A 17,865-nucleotide genomic window follows, 5' to 3' on the forward strand; every position below is an offset into this window, starting at 1 on the left:
GACATGACGATAGACAATAACATAAATCCATTTGAAAAGCATTCAGGCTCAGCCAATATAGCGAACCTAAGGGCGATTGTATTGTTATTGATAATGGTAGGTTTATTCGCAGTATTACTTGCTAAATTGGAAATAATAGGTGTAGGTCTTTTATTTGCTATTTTCTTTGGAAGTATCTATTTGTACATATTGTTTAAAAACCCAATAGTTGGTTTTTACACCGCAATAGGCCTTAATTTTGTTTTACTTGGAATTGGGCGCTACGTTCAAGGCTTACCCCTAGGTTTTGGTATAGATGGGATTATAGTTTTAACCTTTCTTGCCTTGTTTTTTTCAAAATTTAAAGAGCGAATTAATTGGTCTCCTGCCAATAAAGACATTACGCTTTTTGCTGCGATATGGTTGGGGTATTGTATTTTCCAAATCGTTAATCCAGAGGCTCAAAGTATATCCGCCTGGATATCTGGCAGAGGTATAGGGTTTTATTTCTTTCTGTTTATTGTGCTCACTTTTATGCTTATCGATACCAATAAAAAATTAGATGGGCTTCTATATGTTTGGGGCGTTTTTTCAATAATTGCAACCCTGAAAGGGATGATGCAATTGTACATCGGAGTAGATGCAGCAGAACAGGCATGGCTAAATGCTGGAGGTGCCGAAACACATGTTTTATTTGGCAAATTAAGAGTTTTCTCATTTTTCAGTGATGCCGGGCAATTTGGGGCTAATCAAGGCTATTCTGGAGTAGTAGCCATTATTTACTCGATGACTAAAAAAGGCTTACCTAAAATTTTCTTTATAACAGTTGGCATATTAGGCTTATATGGAATGATGATTTCAGGAACCAGAGGGGCAATTAGTGTACCTGTAATTGGGTTTATGACATTTTTTGTTTTAAGAAAAAACATTCGCATACTAAGTTTTGGAATGCTCATCATGGTATGTTTATTTGTTTTTTTTAAGTACACCACAATTGCACAAGGTAATGATCAAATAAGAAGAATGAGAGGCGCTTTTGATCCTAATAACAAATCATTACAAGTAAGACTCGATAATCAAAAAATTATGAAGGGTTATTTGGCTTCAAGGCCTTTTGGAGGCGGTATTGGCCATGCTGGAGACAAGGCACAACGTTTTTTACCAAATGCATTTCTGTCTCATGTTGCTACAGACAGCTGGTATGTTTTAATATGGGCAGAGCTCGGTATTGTAGGCTTGGTTTTACACTTATTCATTTTGTTTTATGTGATTGGAAAGGCAGCTTACAAGGTCATGTTTAAAATTCGAGATCCGATAACAAAATTGAAGATAGGAGCCCTGATCTCTGGAATGGCAGGTGTCATGGTCGCATCCTATGGCAATGCCGTATTTGGAGGCATGCCAACAGCTTTATTAATGTATGCTTCTATGGCAATTATGTCAAATCCAGAGACATTTGAAACCAATATTGAAGAAAAAGATGTTGAATTAATTAAAGCTTAAAAAGTTATGAATTACAGAATCGTTTGCGATGCACACAAAACCAAATATTTCAGATCAACTTTTCATTCCTAATTAGCGACTCATTCCGCTTTCTGGAAAATAATTCTCTTTAATAGAATTGTCTCAAAAAGATTACAAATTAAATATCTGATTATCAACATATAGGCTCCTATTTTTTTTTGGTACGAGTATGGTATAGTCACTAACAAATAAAACCAATTATGAATTACAGAAATATAAAAGATTTAAATAATGTGATACTTAAAAATCTAAGTATCATTCCCCGTGATTTTGATTTGATTATCGGAATACCGCGAAGTGGTATGTTACCAGCCAATTTATTGTCTTTATATCTAAACAGACCTTATACAGATTTACAATCTTTCTTAAACGGTCATATTTATAAAGCGGGTGCAAGAAGTCAGTTTTTTGACATTTCAGAATTCAAAAATATTCTAGTGGTAGATGACAGCGTTGCATCTGGATCTGCCTTAAAACAATGTAAGGAAACGCTGAAGCCTCTATCTGCAAAATTCAACATTAAATATTGTGCGGTATATGTTGTTCCTGGAAAGCAAAAATTAGTCGATTATTATTTTGAATTGGTACCGCTTCCAAGGTATTTTCAATGGAACATTTTTAACCATACTACCTTAGAAAAAGCCTGTTTTGACATTGATGGGGTTTTATGTCTAGATCCTAGCCCTGAACAAAATGATGACGGAGAAAAATACCTGGAATTCATTCTAAATGCTCCCCCATTATTTATCCCAGGTTGCAAAATTGGAACCATCGTTACCTCAAGATTAGAAAAGTATCGCAAACCAACCGAGACCTGGCTAAAAGCCAATCATATCGATTATAAGGAGTTGGTCATGCTTGATCTTCCCGATATGGAAGCCAGGCAAAAAGCGAACAATCATGGGGAGCATAAAGCCAAAGCCTATATGAAAAAACCATATATCCTTTTTATAGAAAGTGATTATTCACAGGCCATAGAAATCAACAGAATTTCAAAAAAGCCAGTTTTATGTACCGAAAATTTCGAAATGATCTTTAAATCTGAGTCTATACTATACAATCTCAAGAGTGGAAAACACCTGCCTTTTCTCAGGAGGAGCGCGCTACAAGTAAGAGATAAATTGAGGCTATTAAACCTCTTCTAGCCCCATTAATTAATCTCAATCAACATCTTTTAAACACATCATGATGAACCAAATAATAGACTCTTTACTACAAATCCTCGAATATACCCTGCTTGCTTATTTTGGATTCGCCAGCATCTATATTTTCATTTTTTCATTTGCCGGTCTTTGGTACCGACCTCGAACTCAAAAAATACGCGGAAAAATAAGAAAAATAGCCATACTGATTCCCGGATATAAGGAAGATCAGGTAATCATTGAAGTGACCAAATCAGCTTTACTTCAAAGGTATCCCATGAATCTATTTGATGTTGTTGTGATCGCTGATTCATTTCAAAGAGAAACCATGGATCAACTCAGAGCGCTACCCATTAAACTGGTTGAAGTACAATTTGATCAGAGCACCAAATCCAAAGCCCTTAATAAAGGAATTGAGGCAATCGGGGATCATTATGATGTAGCCATAGTATTAGATGCTGATAATATTATGGAACCTAATTTTATATCAAAGATTAACAAAGCCTTTAACAATGGATACATGGTAGTACAAGGTCACAGGGCTGCAAAAAACGAAAACACATCGTTCGCTATCCTTGATGCTATTAGTGAAGAAGTAAACAATCATATCTTTAGAAAAGGACATCGGGCCTTAGGACTTTCATCTGGCTTGATAGGCTCAGGAATGGCATTCGAGTATCATTTTTTCAAAAATACTATGGCTAAAGTGAATGCTGTAGGCGGTTTTGATAAAGAGCTCGAATTACGATTATTAAAGTCTGGAGAAACCATAGAATATTTGAATGACGCCATGGTTCTTGATGAAAAAATTCAGAAATCTCAAGACTTTCAAAATCAACGTAGGAGGTGGATTTCAACTCAATTTGTATATTTTAAAAAATACTTTTTATCAGGAGTAAAAGAACTGGTCTTAAGAGGAAATATAGACTTCTTTGACAAGGTTTATCAAATGGTATCACCTCCCAGAATTTTACTCTTAGGTATTGTATTATTCATCACATTGATATATGGTGCAATTGATCTATTTGCTGAATCAATCGTACCCCATCTCGATCCGTCATTTTGGTATATAACCCTTATGATTACCGTATTGGCATTTCTTATGGCCATTCCATTTAAGTTTTATAATTCAAAAACATTGATCGCCATGCTCACCTTACCTAAAGCTTTTAGCATCATGTTTCTATTGCTTTTTAAATTAAAAGGAGCCAATAAGAAATTTATTCACACCAGTCACGGAACTGTAAATTCTTAACATATCATGAAAATAGGAATAGAAGGACAAAGATTATTCAGAACAAAAAAGCACGGTATGGACATCGTGGCATTAGAGTTAATTAGACATCTTCAAATAATCGACAAGCAGAACGACTACTATGTTTTTGTAAAAAAAGATGAAGACACAGCAGCATTAAGCGAAACCCCCAATTTTAAAATTATCACACTTGAGGGAGGCTCATACCCAATATGGGAACAATTTGTATTACCGAAGGCCGCTAAAAAATATGGCTGCGAAGTATTGCATTGCACCAGTAACACGGCCCCTTTATACTGTGATATCCCAACTGTTACTACGCTCCATGATATTATCTATATGGAGAGTGCCTATGCTAAAATTCTGACAAGTGACGCCACAAACTATCAAAAATTTGGTAATGCTTATCGCAAACTTATAGTTCCTCAGGTAGTTAAAAACAGTCAGAAAATCATCACAGTATCCAATTTTGAGAAAAACAGAATTGCTGATTTCTTCGGCATGAAAGGAGATGATCGATTAACAGCAGTTTACAATGGTGTTAGTGCTCATTTTAAACTAATTTCAGATACATCAGAACTAAAAAGAGTTAAAGAAAAATACAGCCTGCCTGATCAGTTTTTCTTTTTCCTTGGGAATACAGATCCTAAAAAAAATACAAGAGGCACTTTAAAAGCTTTTTCTGATTTTCTAAAACAAACCAGGTCTGATTACAAATTGGTCATGCTCGATTACGACAGAGTCGAGCTAGAAAAATTATTGGATGAAATCGGCGATAAACAGCTCATCGATAAAATTGTTTTAACCGGTTATGTTACCAATACCGATTTACCCGCTATTTACACGCAAAGCGCTATTTTTCTCTACCCATCATTGCGTGAAAGCTTTGGTATTCCTATGCTTGAAGCCATGGCATGTGGAGTTCCTGTGATCACCTCAAATACCTCATCAATGCCTGAAGTTTCAGGAGATGCGGCACATGTTGTGAATCCTTTCCACCCTGAAGAGATTACTGCAGGGATGATTAAAATTCTCTCAGAAAAAGAATATTCAGAAAACCTCTGTCAAAAAGGAATAGAAAGAAGCAAGTTGTTTTCTTGGAAAAACATGGCTGAACAAGTGCTTGTATTATATAATGAAATCAAAACGCAACATCATGATTAAAGGAAAAGATATTATAGTAGTAGGCATACAGGCTTGGGACATAGAAATTGGAAGTAACTGTAAAAATATAGCATTAGAATTTGCTAAAAACAACCGTGTTCTATACGTGAATCCTCCAATGGTCAGGTCTACAATGCGCAAGGATAAACACAAAGAAAGCATTCAAAAAAGAATAAAAATAAAAAATGGATTAGCTCCAGATATAGTTGAAATAGGAGCAAATTTATGGAACTTATATCCCAAAAATGTAGCAGAATCTATTAATTGGATTGGTTCACAGGCCATTTTTAAAATTTTGAATAAAAGAAATGCGCGTTTATATACAGACAATATCAAATCAGCTGCAGCGCGATTACGTTTTAAAGATGTAATTCTGTTTAACGATAGTTCTATGTTTTTAGGACTTCATTTAAGAAAATTCTTACAGCCAGACATCTATGTTTATTATATGAGAGATTATCTTGTAAAGGTGCCTTATTGGCAAAAACACGGAGAACGATTAGAACCTGAAGTTGTAAAAGATGCGGATGTGCTTACAACGAATTCTGAATTCTTTTCAGAATTTGGTTTACAATACAATTCTCATAGCTATATGGTGGGTCAAGGATGTGATGTATCACATTTTAGTGATGAAGATGATACCATAAAAATACCCGATGAATTCAAAAATATTCCAAAACCTGTTATTGGATATGTAGGCTCTCTAACAACGCTGAGACTCGACATTGAATTACTGGAGCATATGGCAAATAAAAGAAAAGACTGGAGCATTGTATTGGTTGGGCCTGAAGATGACGATTTCAAGAATTCTGACTTACATAATCTATCCAATGTCTATTTTCTAGGAAGAAAAAATGAATCAGAACTTCCAAATTATGTAAAAGGCTTTGATGTAGCTATGAATCCACAATTATCAAACAACTTAACAATAGGTAATTATCCTCGAAAAATAGATGAATATTTAGCGATGGGCAAACCTATAATTGCCACCAAGACCAAAGCAATGGAAATGTTTAGAGACTGTGTTTATTTAGGTCAATCAAAAGAAGAATATATCACTTTAACAGAGAAAGCCTTAACTGAAAACGCTCCGGAGCTTGAGAATAAAAGAATAAATTTTGCTAAAAGTCATACATGGACTAATAATGTGCAGGCTATTTATGGCGCTATCATAAAAGCCTCTAAACACAGGATAAAATGGGCTTAAAAGAGAAAATAAAATCGAATGATCGATTGGCAAAATTAGTGCATTGGTCTATTCTTATTCCAAAACACACAAGACCAAGATTATGGATAAAATGGTTTGTAAATCCATTTTATCACAATAAAGGAAAAGGTGCTTGCATAAGAAGAAGAACTCGCATGGATGTAGTTCCATGGAACAAATTTGACTTGGGTGATTTTTCGACCGTTGAAGATTTTTCAGCCATTAATAATGGCGTTGGCCCGGTAATTATTGGAGACCGAACTAAAATAGGCTTAAGCAATACAATTATAGGCCCGGTTACCATAGGCAATGATATACGCCTTGCTCAGAATATTACACTTTCTGGCTTAAATCATAGCTATACTGATATAAACCTGCCCATTCATGCGCAAGGCGTAACTACCGCTCCAATTATTATTGAAGATGAGACCTGGATTGGCGCTAATGTTGTCATTGTGGCTGGGGTCACTGTTGGCAAACATTGCATCATTGCTGCCGGAAGCATCGTTACCAAAAATATTCCTCCTTATTCAGTAGCCGTAGGCAACCCTGCAAGGGTAATCAAACAATATAACCACCAAACTAATAGTTGGAACAAAATTTAAGAAATCATCATGGAAGTTTTAAAAATTATTTTCTGGATATTCATCTTTATCATATTCTATACCTACATCGGATACGGAATTTTACTGTTTTGTCTCATAAAAGTCAAACGGATTTTTAATAAAAAACCTAAAGCGAGCATCGACTCCACATATGAACCAGAGGTAACGCTGTTTATAGCGGCATACAATGAAAAGGACTATGTAAAAGACAAGATGAGGAACACTTTAGAGCTTGATTACCCAAAAGACAAATTAAACATTGTCTGGGTAACCGATGGATCTGATGATGGCACGCCAGAATTGCTAAGCGGATATCCAAATACGACTGTTCATCACCTGGACGCCAGAAATGGAAAAATCGGAGCTATGAATCGCGGAATGGAGTTTGTAAAAACACCTATTGTAATTTTTAGTGATGCAAATACGAATCTAGGAAAAGAATCCGTCAGACGTATTGTAAATCTCTTTAGCAGCCCTACTGTTGGTTGCGTTTCTGGAGAAAAACGCATCGTTGATAAAGAAAGTGATGTGGCATCTGGCGCCGGTGAAGGCTTGTATTGGAAATACGAATCTGCTTTAAAGAAATGGGATGCTGAGCTCTACTCGGTAGTTGGAGCCGCAGGTGAATTGTTCGCCATTAGAACTGAATTGTACCGCCATGTTGAAAAAGACACTTTACTGGATGACTTTATCATTTCATTACGTGTTGCACAAGATGGATATACCATACAGTATGATCCTGAAGCTTATGCTATTGAAACAGCATCCGCAAATGTAAAAGAAGAATTAAAACGTAAAATAAGAATTTCGGCAGGTGGAATTCAGTCAGTTATAAGGTTAAGATCGTTGCTAAATATTTTTAAATATGGAACACTTTCGTTTCAATACATTTCACACAGGGTTTTACGCTGGACATTGACCCCACTTTGTCTGGTCCTATTAATTCCCGTTTCATTTATACTCGCCTACAACGAAGGCATTTTCGATTTCGGATTGTATTCAGTTTTATTTTGGTTACAACTTTTCTTTTATGCTGCCGCATTATTAGGGTGGTTCTTAGAAAACAGGTCGACAAGTATCAAAGCATTATTTGTTCCGTATTACTTCTTTATTATGAACTTATCGGTTGTCCTTGGATTTTTTCGATATATGAAAAAATCACAATCGGTGAACTGGGAAAGAGCTAAAAGAGCCAGTTAACAACATTTAGAAAAGTCTTAGTTCCGTTTTCAGGAAAGTAATTCCGTCAGGTGGAACAGTCAATATAATGATTAAAAATAATTCGTTGATATACAGGCTTTTACCTAGATTATTTTTTTGGCACAACTATGGTCATACTACTATTGAAAATAAATTTTTCTTACAAAATACAAGGGGATTAATCCTCAAAAAACTATAGATGAACAGAAGAAAAGCAATTGGAGGGATTTTAGGCCTGGCAGGAGTAAGTTATGCTTCAGTTATTGGCGTATCTCATTTCAAAGAAAATTCAACGGAAAGCAGGGGGAAGTTAGCAGCCCATGCCAACTTCCTGGCTGAATTAGTTGATGTGATCATTCCCGCCACATCAACTCCTGGCGCGAAAATGGCTGGAGTACAAGATTACATCATCAACTATATGGAAGACTGTTCTTCAAGCAAAGAATATACTAATTTTTTAAACGGCTTAAACGACCTTCATGAGCGCTGTGAAAACGCTTATGGCTGTAATTTTGAAGACTGTTCAGCATCTCAAAAAAACGAGCTATTAGAAAATTTAGACAATAGTTGGTATTCCAAAGGCTTACTCATGAAAATTAACAATAAGTTGCTGGGACGTTCTTTTTTTAACCTCCTTAAAACCTTAACCATTGAGGGATATTGCACTTCTTTTATGGGTGCTACAAAACACTTGGAATACTTACCTATACCCGGCAGGTATAAGGCCATTACTTCACTACAGACAAATCAAAAATCATGGGCCACAAAATAATCTAAGCTATGACAAATCAAACAGCAAAAAATACATTTGATGCCATCGTTGTTGGCTCAGGTATTAGCGGAGGCTGGGCCGCAAAAGAACTCACCGAGGGCGGATTAAAAACAATGGTATTAGAAAGAGGTCGAAATGTAGAACACATTATCGATTATACCACAGCCTTGAAACATCCCTGGGAGTTTAAAAACAGATCTCATTTAAGTAATAAAGATACAGCTGAAAGACCCATCCAAAGCAGTCATTGTGATGACACAAATAAACACTTTTTCGTCAAAGACAGTGAGCATCCCTATGTTCAAATCAATCCTTATAAATGGATCAGAGGTTATCAGGTTGGTGGTCGTTCATTGACCTGGGGTCGTCAGTGTTATCGCTTTTCTGATCTAGATTTTGAAGCAAATAAAAAAGACGGGCACGGGGTTGACTGGCCCATTAGATATGACGATTTAGCGGAATGGTATGATTATGTTGAAGATTATGTCGGTATCAGCGGAAGAGCTGAATCCCTGCCGCATTTACCTGATGGCGTTTTCTTACCAGCCATACCTATGAATGCGATTGAATTGCATTTACAAGAAAAGGTAAGCAAAGAGTATTCAGATCGTGTTATTATCAATGGTAGAGTGGCAAATTTAACCAAAGCTAAAAAAGGCAGAGGGCCTTGTCAGTACCGTAATCTATGTAGCAGAGGATGCCCGTTTGGCGGTTACTTTAGCAGTAATTCATCCACCTTGCTGGATGCTCAAGAGACGGGGAATCTAACGCTTAGGGCAAATTCCATTGTAAAAGAAGTCATTTACGATGAAGATCAGAAAAAAGCCATAGGCGTTGTGATCATTGATGCCATCACGAAGGAAGAAACAAACTATTATGCTGCCATCATTTTCTTAAATGCATCGGCAATAGCAACAACTTCTATCCTTTTGAATTCTGTCTCGCCATCTTTTCCCAATGGGCTAGGCAATTCCAGCTTACAAGTTGGGCACAATCTTATGGACCATGTGGTCAATGAAGGCTCCTACGGAACTTATGATGGCTTACAAGACAAATATTATGAAGGTAAATCTCCCGGAACTATTTATATACCAAGATTTCAGAATTTAAAGGAGAAAGCTCAAAATAAAGATTTCATCAGAGGTTATGGTATTCAGGGAAAAGGAGAAAGAGAAAATTGGCAGACAGTATCAACTTCTGGCTTTGGAACTTCATTAAAAGAACAATTGGCAGCTCCCGGAAATTGGAAAATTTCTTTGGGTGGTCGAGGCGAAACATTGCCTAACTACGAGAACAAGATTACACTAGACACTGAAAATAAAGATCAATGGGGGCTACCATTGGTTAAGGTTGATTTTACATACGGCCCCAATGAAATGGCCATGATGGAACATATGACTAAAGCAAGTGAGGAAGTATTAATCAAAGCCGGCTTTAAAAATGTGGGGAGTTACAGAACCAGCCCTGCTCCGGGCTCTGCAGTGCACGAAATGGGAACCGCAAGAATGGGACATGATCCCAAAACTTCTGTTCTAAATAAACACAATCAAATGCATGATGTTAAAAATGTTTTTATAACCGATGGGAGTTGCATGACTTCTTCAGGTTGTCAAAACCCTTCTTTAACCTATATGGCCATTACGGCTAGAGCATGTCAGTTTGCAATTAAACAATTTCAATCAAATCAATTATGAAAATTATTAAAATTTTAGTCGCTCTTTTTGGATTATTTTCCATCCTTGGCGGAATAGTCCTTTTTATTGTAAGAACCCCATCTTATGACATTCAAACCAATGGGAAATTATACATTGTCAATAAGCTCAGCAAGAGCATTACTGTTTTTGATCTTTTCAATGGGAATACAATCATAGAATTTCCTATGGATATTGAACCACATGAGGCAACAACTTTGACTGGCCAAGATAAAGTTATCGTTACTAATTACGGAGCCCCGAATGTTATCGGTAAAAGTATATCAGTGATCAATACGAAAACGAATAAAATCGAAAAAACTATTGCGCTTGAAGAAAGTTTAAGACCGCATGGAATCATTTCATTTCCTGAATCGAATAAAGTTGGAGTGGTCACTGATGTTGGTAATGATTTAGTAGTAGTTAACATAGAAACTGGGCTCGTTGAAAAAAAGATACCAACCCAACAAATAGTCAGTCATTTACTGGTACTGCATCCAAATAGACCATTGGCTTATGTTACAAATATTAATTCAAATTCAGTTAGTGTTATTGATCTTAATCTAAATCAGGTCATTAAAATTATTCCTTGTGGTTTAGGAGCAGAAGGTATCGATATTACACCTGATGGCCTTGAAATTTGGGTGACGAATAATAAAGAAAATACGATTTCTGTTATCAATACAGATACCAATGAAATTACAAATACTATTCCGAGTGGAAAAGAGTCATTAAGACTTAAATTTTCTGTTGATGGCAAGCACTGCTTGGCTACGAATGCCAGCGATGGAACCATTTCTGTTTATGATCAACAGTCCAAAAAACAAATTAAAACCATTAAGATACCGGGTAAAACAAGCCTTTTAGAAAGAGCGCTTTACCATACTCCCCGCCCGGTTGGTCTTTTAATACATCCCAATGGATTGTATGCCTTTGTTGCAAATTCTAATGCGGATAGAATTGAAGTAATTGATATGAAAACATTTACAATTGTCAGCACTATTGGAACAGGTAGGGTTCCAGATGGATTGACATTTGTCGAATAGTAAATCGTAGTTTGATCTAATAAGCGCTTACCCGTTGCTCATAAATCATGGAATTGCTTTGTTAGTATCTGCATAAGCGAAATGACATTGCCCTATCAACAGATTGTTATCTTATCCTGGCAGTAAATCTTTGTCACAAAGATGCTCCTCTTTTAATAAATCACCTATTTTTTTTACGGGAGCAAATGTTGAAACCGGAACTTCAACAAATACAGTATTCCAATTGGCCATAGCTCCATTCCACAAACCAGGTAATTCCAGCGCTTTTAAAGCGCTTCCCTGCAGCGATTTTTCGCTAATAAAACCAGTATCCCGATCAGTATATTTATTTAAATCGAACTGTTTACCCTCATAATCACTAATCGAGCACACTAGATCTACAGAATTGAAATGCGTGGCATTTTTCATCAAATCCTTTTTGTCTTCATCAATTTGCGAACTTTCTACAATTTGTAACGACACTGAATTATCATTATTTTCAACCCAAAAAGGACCTCCACCAGGCTCACCTTCATTCTTAACCATTCCACATATACGAATCGGTCGATTTAATTTTTCAAGCAAAAAACTAATTTTCTGAATTTCGGATCGCGCTTCAAAACCACCGGGTAATTTTATATTTAAACTGTGAGAAACAAAAAATATCGCCTCACTAATATATTTTGATGCATTGTGCTCATTTAGTTTTATTATCCAATCAAAAGTTTCTTTCCTAAGTTTTATCAACAAACCAGCCAGGGCTTTTTTGTATAAAATAGTGTCTTTTTTTGCTCTATCCTGAACTACATTGTCAATATTTTTTACAAAAATTAAATCCGCAAAAGTATCATTCAAATTCTGCAACAAAGCGCCATGACCACCTGGTCTGAAAACCAAATTTCCGGCATTATCTCTAAATGGATTATTATCTAAATCTACGGCAATCGTATCGGTGCTTGATTTTTGAATACTTAAATTGATATTATATATTGTGTTGAATTTTTTCTCATACCAACCAACAACTTCTTCCAAATGGGTTCTAAATAAGTCTAAATGGTTTTCAGATACTGTAAAATGCAAATTCACTTCTTTTCCGCTTTTTGCATAGCGAGCTCCTTCAACCAAATGCTCTTCAACAGAAGTGCGTGATCCGTTATCTTGCTTATGAAATTTCAAAAGTCCCTTTGGCAAGTTTGCATAATTAAGGCCATCAACAGTTAGTAAATTTTTCAAAAAGTTTAAAATATCTTTACGATTTGAAACTTCATCATCACTAGAATGTTTTGAATTCAAAAGCCCCTCCAATTCGTTAAAAAATGCAAATTTCTTCCTGTTTTGATAGATATAATCAAAAGATCCAAAACTTTGATTTTCCATTATTTTGAGATACTCTTTTTCGCTTCTGTCAACGGATTCTAAAACCTCGAACAAATACTTAAACATACGTGAGGCAGCGCCCGAAGCTGGCACAAACTTTACCTTTTTTAAAAATTTCGAATCTTCCTCGTAATAATCAACCAGCTCAGACAACTCATTGTCATTTAAAGCTGTAATTCCGTAGTTAACGGTTGCAGCTTTGATGATTTTTAACGATGGATAGCCATGCTTAAAACGGTTAATTTGCTCCATTACTAGTGATTCAGTTAAGCCCTTGGCCGAAATCTGGCTTACATCTTTTTCAGAAAACATATTATCAGAATGGTTTGATGATTTTTTTCGTATTTCCATAACTCTTAAAATAGGTAATCTTTATATTATTCTCAGGATTATAAACGTATTTTAATTTTCAATATTACCCGTATTCCGATAACCTGGATTGTCTTTATACCAATCTTTGTATTGGCTTCCTCCAGAGATGGCCCATTTATCAAAATGATTATACGCTTGGATAACTGATATTTTTTCTTTCGGGACTTTGAAGTCGTGTACAATGTTAATAGCCCATGGCAACCCATTATCGTTTAGATAATTTCCGTCTTCATCGCGGTTAACCCCATTTATTTGATAATTTTTAGTACCTAATGAAGTAGTCGCCATATTCGCCAAATGTACTTCTCTTGCCCTTGTTTTATCAATAATCAAAAATGGATTAAATGGTGCCGATCCTAATTCACTAGTGGTTAAAGGCGTTGTGAATTTAATGGATATTCTCGTTTCATTGTTCCTCATTTCATATGGATCATCGAAGATGATGATTACTGCGTTTTGTTGTCCTGCTTCTGTTCCATTAGCGCTTTGAGAGATGTAATTATGTTTCAAAATATTCCCTGATACACTTTGGATCTGTGATGGTGATATACTTTCCAATTCAATACCAAATCCATTTGTAAAAGCTGCCCTAATCGAGGTTACGTTGATCAAAAAATCTAATTGAACCGCTAAGTTTTGAGCATTTAACACTGCGACAGCCCTGTAATTTACGGCCAGATCATTCAGGTCATAATCACCATTAGATGGCCATAAATCTTCAAAAGCAACTGTTCCCCAACCATATTTACTCGGTGTAAACATTTCGAAAGCTTTATCTGCCTCTTCAGGATAACTGTCATCTCTGTCAAGAATTCCATCTCCATCTGTATCTGGATCTACCAATAATTCTGTAAAAACCCTGAAGGTCGTCAAATCATTTATGGTTCTACCCAAATCAGAGTTGTTATTTGCGCTAACACCAAAATTATATTGCCATCCACCTGTTTGTGTGTCCATAATAATCAAATCAGAGCTACTGGCATTATTAGCAAGCCATAATTCTTGATTTGAATCAAAGGTCATAGAAGTTGGTTGAAATGGCAAATTATCCGCACTTATTCGGGTACTTTGATATTCATTGTTGGCATCTAATTCTAATCTATATAACCCAGAAAAAGTACACATATAAAGGGTGCCATCATCAGCAAAAGCTAAATCACCTCCACTCTTATTATGTAATCCATTGATGGTCCAGGTACTTATGTTTGCTCCATTACTGGGATTATAAGTAAACAACTTATCTCCGGTTGAAAAATAAAGTAAGCCATCTCGGTAATTATAATCCAATCTTGGCCCTCCTTTACCAATGTTAGCAACGGTTTCCCAGGTATTGCTTGTAATGGAATATTTCATCAAAGGAAAAGGACTACTTCTCCCTATTGAATACAAGGTTTTGTTTTCTTGATCAATGGCTGCTGTCCAACTACCCATAGGCATGTCAGATAGATAAGTCAGGTCTCCATTTAATGGATCAACTTGAAACAATTCTGCTGCACCATTTACGCAGTATAAAAAATCATCTACTTTGGTATTGGATGATTTAGCAAAATCTTGTTTATGGGTATAACTTACTTTTTGACCAACGATATTTTCAATAGAGGAATCGTATTTTAAATTATCATTTCTACGAATATAGAGTTTGTCATAATAACTCGGTATGGTAATCTTCTGAGTCAATTTCCCATTTTGAGGAACTCCTGTGAATACCAAATTATCCAATACATCATTTTTATAAACAGCCTCAGTTACTATTTCACCTTCCTGATTTTCAAAGGTCTCGGTGCCTGCCAAATATTTCTCATCTGAATAAGCATAAATTTCATATTTAGCATAACTCACATTATCATTAATTGTAACCGTAATTTCTTGTTTGGTGCTGAAATCAAATCCATCTGGTATATTCAAATTTTGAATCCCGGAGTCAGTCGTCTCAACAACTGCAACTTCCTTGACAATCAAGTCTGCATCAGGCGAGCACGAACTACTGAGAAAAAAAATACTACTAATTGTTACTAAAACTGGCTTGATACTTTTCATTTACTAATATTTTAAAATTGAAATCTTTATTGATCTTATATTATTGTACCAAGCCTAAGACCAAAACCATACCATTAAAAAAATAATTATAACAACCTGTATATTAGCTCTTTAAAAATTTGGAGATTTAGAAATATTCCATATTTTGGAATCAATTCCCTTTTAAGGACAATTTATGGGCTAAAACGGGTGATATTCATGTTTTTTTAAGCCTTGGTTTTGAATATTGAATGCCTACCTCGCCGGTAGGCAGGCTGAATTGCGGAGTGAAAAATTGACTGGCCCCACCTAACCACAAGAAGGGATTGCAGATTGGAGATTTGAGATTTTTGATTTTTGATTTTTGAAAAAAGATATTAAAACACACTCGGGGCCTCTCAAGAGGAGAGCTCATCTGATTAAGATATAAGTACGAAGCCAATTAAACAAGTCCCTTCAAGTCTCCAGAACTCCCTCAATAGCAATAATATACGAAATATGCCGTTTAGTGAAAGGCCAAACAATAACAATAGAGAAGAAACTATAACTAAACAGGCGGTTCTTGAAAAGCCATATGAGTAGAGACAAAATAAAATACTATTATGAAAAATATTAAAAAATTATTACTGATGTTCACCCTTGTATTCGCTGTTGCTTCATGTACTAGCGATGATGATGCTGGAATTGACAACAAACTTCTTGGAACTTGGGAAGTAACAGAAGCAGAAGATGGAATGGAAGTTTCTATAGTTGCCAAATTCAATGCAAATGACACAGGTACTATGGCTACAGTTGCAACATTTGGCGGAGAACCATTTATCGATCAAACCTTTGATTTTACCTATAGTGTAGATGGAGACCAATTAACCATGACTATGGACGGAGATACTGAAATTTCAACATATTCAGTCTCTGGTGACAGACTAACCATTACAGATAGTGAAGGTGACTCGTTTGTTTTAACAAAAGTATAAAGAAATGAATTTGATGATCCTTTAAAAGGATGAGATTTCACAAGAAATATAAACCCCATTAATTCATTTTAATGGGTTTTTTTAATTTGGTGATTTTGAAGCCTTAACAACAAACCTCGATAGCATAATCGAGTTAACAAAGCCTTCTAATCTATGCTTGATGGCATTCAGAATATCTGAAAACATTCCTTCCATAATGATTAAAATCACTCCAGACTCTGATGCGAGTCATTGCAGTGAATTAGTATAATTACCATATTTATATTCAAACATATCAGGGTTTGTTTTGAACCTTGTTTTATCCAGAATTTCTATCCGAAAATCTCTGACAAGGTGGGCGCTGATACTTTAAATAGGTGTTTCATGAAAAGCATATCAACCTATAAGTATATCATGCTACTCGTTTTTACTGTAATTTTTTCTTGCACCGATACAGGTGAAGACATTCAAACTATCAATATTGAAGATTTCCTTAAAAAAAATGATGGTACCGAGTGGCTTCTTTCAAATGATGATGTAAAAGTATACATCCGATTAAATGATAATTTGGAACAATTGATCGAGCAATGGAGGTATGATTTAGAATTGAATTGTTATGAATACAATTCCAATATTTTTTCCCCGGGAAATTTAAAAATCGTTGAAAATTCATCTTACGAATTAACTATTGAAGGTGACGCTGTCTTGAGTGACTATGAACAAATGACCCTAACAAGGGAGGGTAACACCTTAAAAGTGCTTATTACAATCACTGAATGGCAAGAAGAAGCAGTTTATTTTACCAAGGCAACATTACAACTTGAGGATTTGGAAAGATGTACTGATCAAGGTGAAAATAAAACAGATTGGCTCGATTTATTCTTGAATAGATAAACAAAAAATTATTGACCACAGCGTTCTCTGTCGCTGCTTATAATCGAAGTAAATTCTTCTAAAGAAATATATGTCGGGACGTAGTCTTCTCCCAGGTTAATCAACCTATCGGTATAACTTCTCAAGTGATTTTCTGATCCGCATTTCAGAAGGTCATATACTTCCAGGATGTCTGTTTTTTCCGTTTTTTTTTCAAAGAGTGAAATATCATTAATATCCAAATCTTCAATTACGGCGCCAACACTCAGGGCATGAAGCAAAGATAAGGCAGACTTAGCCGTAAGCTCGTTATACAGCTCCTGAAGAACCTGGTTTTCAAAGACACCTCTTTCTGAACTGGCTGGATCAGTTAATCCATAGTTATTCAACAAGACCAGTACCTGATCCATGTGCTGCTGCTCACTCGAAGCAATGCTACTAAAAATTTTGTCCTTATATATATCGAATGAAAATAGGTAAACGTCTCTGGCCAGTTTCTCTTCTTCTCTAAAAAATAACAGATCATTCTTCTCTTGTTGGGTCAATGCTAAAAATTGACCTTCTTCAATAGTGTCGTCTGAACATGCTCCGCTAAAAAGGGCTGCTATTGCTAAAATAAAAAGGACTCGTTTCTTCATGATGAGCAGGGGTATTTATGCGTTTATAAAACGCAAAAACTATACCTGAATCATTCAATTTTGGTGACCTGG

The 17,865-nt window shown here is 35.7% G+C and carries 15 protein-coding genes; 12 read left to right on the plus strand and 3 right to left on the minus strand.

The features are described 5' to 3' along the window. Window positions 1–3: 3 nt before the first annotated feature. The 10 genes from QWY87_RS09660 (at window position 4) to QWY87_RS09705 (ending at window position 11,585) form a co-directional block, all read left to right on the plus strand. The gene (locus tag QWY87_RS09660) at window positions 4–1,482 is read left to right on the plus strand and encodes an O-antigen ligase family protein (RefSeq protein ID WP_290290643.1); all 1,479 of its coding nucleotides are present in this window, start codon (window positions 4–6) and stop codon (window positions 1,480–1,482) included. A 221-nt stretch (window positions 1,483–1,703) separates the two neighbouring features. Further along, the gene (locus tag QWY87_RS09665; RefSeq protein ID WP_290290645.1) at window positions 1,704–2,648 is read left to right on the plus strand and encodes a phosphoribosyltransferase family protein; all 945 of its coding nucleotides are present in this window, start codon (window positions 1,704–1,706) and stop codon (window positions 2,646–2,648) included. A gap of 43 nt (window positions 2,649–2,691) precedes the next feature. Then, entirely contained in the window at window positions 2,692–3,900 is a 1,209-nt protein-coding gene (locus QWY87_RS09670) for a glycosyltransferase family 2 protein (RefSeq protein WP_290290647.1), read from the plus strand. A gap of 6 nt (window positions 3,901–3,906) precedes the next feature. Further along, window positions 3,907–5,064 (plus strand): glycosyltransferase family 4 protein, encoded by a 1,158-nt coding sequence (locus tag QWY87_RS09675; RefSeq protein WP_290290650.1) that lies wholly within the window; start codon window positions 3,907–3,909, stop codon window positions 5,062–5,064. Next, window positions 5,057–6,271: a glycosyltransferase gene (locus tag QWY87_RS09680; RefSeq protein ID WP_290290652.1), complete on the plus strand. Its 1,215-nt coding sequence runs from the start codon at window positions 5,057–5,059 to the stop codon at window positions 6,269–6,271. The genes QWY87_RS09675 and QWY87_RS09680 overlap by 8 nt, the downstream gene beginning before the upstream one ends. Further along, a complete protein-coding gene (locus QWY87_RS09685; RefSeq protein WP_290290653.1) occupies window positions 6,262–6,876 on the plus strand; it encodes an acyltransferase in 615 nt (204 codons plus the stop codon). Before QWY87_RS09680 ends, QWY87_RS09685 begins: the two co-directional genes overlap by 10 nt. Window positions 6,877–6,885: 9 nt before the next feature. Further along, window positions 6,886–8,076: a glycosyltransferase family 2 protein gene (locus QWY87_RS09690; protein ID WP_290290656.1), complete on the plus strand. Its 1,191-nt coding sequence runs from the start codon at window positions 6,886–6,888 to the stop codon at window positions 8,074–8,076. A gap of 199 nt (window positions 8,077–8,275) precedes the next feature. Then, window positions 8,276–8,848, plus strand: coding sequence for a gluconate 2-dehydrogenase subunit 3 family protein (locus tag QWY87_RS09695; protein WP_290290658.1), 573 nt, complete (start codon window positions 8,276–8,278; stop codon window positions 8,846–8,848). A gap of 8 nt (window positions 8,849–8,856) precedes the next feature. After that, window positions 8,857–10,542, plus strand: a complete 1,686-nt coding sequence (locus QWY87_RS09700) for a GMC oxidoreductase (RefSeq protein ID WP_290290660.1) — start codon at window positions 8,857–8,859, stop codon at window positions 10,540–10,542. Further along, a complete protein-coding gene (locus tag QWY87_RS09705; protein WP_290290662.1) occupies window positions 10,539–11,585 on the plus strand; it encodes a beta-propeller fold lactonase family protein in 1,047 nt (348 codons plus the stop codon). The genes QWY87_RS09700 and QWY87_RS09705 overlap by 4 nt, the downstream gene beginning before the upstream one ends. Before the next feature lie 111 nt (window positions 11,586–11,696). Here the strand turns inward: QWY87_RS09705 and QWY87_RS09710 are convergent, their stop codons facing one another. Continuing rightward, the gene (locus QWY87_RS09710; RefSeq protein WP_290290664.1) at window positions 11,697–13,292 is read right to left on the minus strand and encodes a DUF4301 family protein; all 1,596 of its coding nucleotides are present in this window, start codon (window positions 13,290–13,292) and stop codon (window positions 11,697–11,699) included. Window positions 13,293–13,343: 51 nt separating this feature from the next. Further along, the gene (locus QWY87_RS09715) at window positions 13,344–15,350 is read right to left on the minus strand and encodes an LruC domain-containing protein (RefSeq protein ID WP_290290665.1); all 2,007 of its coding nucleotides are present in this window, start codon (window positions 15,348–15,350) and stop codon (window positions 13,344–13,346) included. Window positions 15,351–15,931: 581 nt separating this feature from the next. On the opposite strand from QWY87_RS09715, the gene QWY87_RS09720 reads away from it, so the two are divergent. Both QWY87_RS09720 and QWY87_RS09725 read left to right on the plus strand, forming a co-directional pair. Next, window positions 15,932–16,303 (plus strand): lipocalin-like domain-containing protein, encoded by a 372-nt coding sequence (locus QWY87_RS09720; RefSeq protein WP_290290666.1) that lies wholly within the window; start codon window positions 15,932–15,934, stop codon window positions 16,301–16,303. Between the two features lie 363 nt (window positions 16,304–16,666). Beyond that, window positions 16,667–17,176: a hypothetical protein gene (locus QWY87_RS09725; RefSeq protein ID WP_290290668.1), complete on the plus strand. Its 510-nt coding sequence runs from the start codon at window positions 16,667–16,669 to the stop codon at window positions 17,174–17,176. Between the two features lie 8 nt (window positions 17,177–17,184). Here QWY87_RS09725 and QWY87_RS09730 read toward each other — a convergent pair whose 3' ends face one another. Continuing rightward, window positions 17,185–17,793: a DUF2202 domain-containing protein gene (locus QWY87_RS09730; RefSeq protein ID WP_290290670.1), complete on the minus strand. Its 609-nt coding sequence runs from the start codon at window positions 17,791–17,793 to the stop codon at window positions 17,185–17,187. Window positions 17,794–17,865 lie beyond the last annotated feature (72 nt).

Source organism: Lutimonas halocynthiae (assembly GCF_030409835.1).
Classification (GTDB): Bacteria; Bacteroidota; Bacteroidia; order Flavobacteriales; family Flavobacteriaceae; genus Lutimonas; species Lutimonas halocynthiae.

Bases quoted from the DNA above. Each gene is read 5' to 3' on its own strand.
- QWY87_RS09700 (WP_290290660.1), top strand. From the start codon at position 8,857: ATGACAAATCAAACAGCAAAAAATACATTTGATGCCATCGTTGTTGGC.
- QWY87_RS09720 (WP_290290666.1), top strand. From the start codon at position 15,932: ATGAAAAATATTAAAAAATTATTACTGATGTTCACCCTTGTATTCGCT.
- QWY87_RS09660 (WP_290290643.1), top strand. From the start codon at position 4: ATGACGATAGACAATAACATAAATCCATTTGAAAAGCATTCAGGCTCA.
- QWY87_RS09695 (WP_290290658.1), top strand. From the start codon at position 8,276: ATGAACAGAAGAAAAGCAATTGGAGGGATTTTAGGCCTGGCAGGAGTA.
- QWY87_RS09675 (WP_290290650.1), top strand. From the start codon at position 3,907: ATGAAAATAGGAATAGAAGGACAAAGATTATTCAGAACAAAAAAGCAC.
- QWY87_RS09665 (WP_290290645.1), top strand. From the start codon at position 1,704: ATGAATTACAGAAATATAAAAGATTTAAATAATGTGATACTTAAAAAT.
- QWY87_RS09670 (WP_290290647.1), top strand. From the start codon at position 2,692: ATGAACCAAATAATAGACTCTTTACTACAAATCCTCGAATATACCCTG.
- QWY87_RS09685 (WP_290290653.1), top strand. From the start codon at position 6,262: ATGGGCTTAAAAGAGAAAATAAAATCGAATGATCGATTGGCAAAATTA.
- QWY87_RS09725 (WP_290290668.1), top strand. From the start codon at position 16,667: ATGAAAAGCATATCAACCTATAAGTATATCATGCTACTCGTTTTTACT.
- QWY87_RS09705 (WP_290290662.1), top strand. From the start codon at position 10,539: ATGAAAATTATTAAAATTTTAGTCGCTCTTTTTGGATTATTTTCCATC.
- QWY87_RS09730 (WP_290290670.1), bottom strand. From the start codon at position 17,793: ATGAAGAAACGAGTCCTTTTTATTTTAGCAATAGCAGCCCTTTTTAGC.
- QWY87_RS09690 (WP_290290656.1), top strand. From the start codon at position 6,886: ATGGAAGTTTTAAAAATTATTTTCTGGATATTCATCTTTATCATATTC.
- QWY87_RS09715 (WP_290290665.1), bottom strand. From the start codon at position 15,350: ATGAAAAGTATCAAGCCAGTTTTAGTAACAATTAGTAGTATTTTTTTT.
- QWY87_RS09680 (WP_290290652.1), top strand. From the start codon at position 5,057: ATGATTAAAGGAAAAGATATTATAGTAGTAGGCATACAGGCTTGGGAC.
- QWY87_RS09710 (WP_290290664.1), bottom strand. From the start codon at position 13,292: ATGGAAATACGAAAAAAATCATCAAACCATTCTGATAATATGTTTTCT.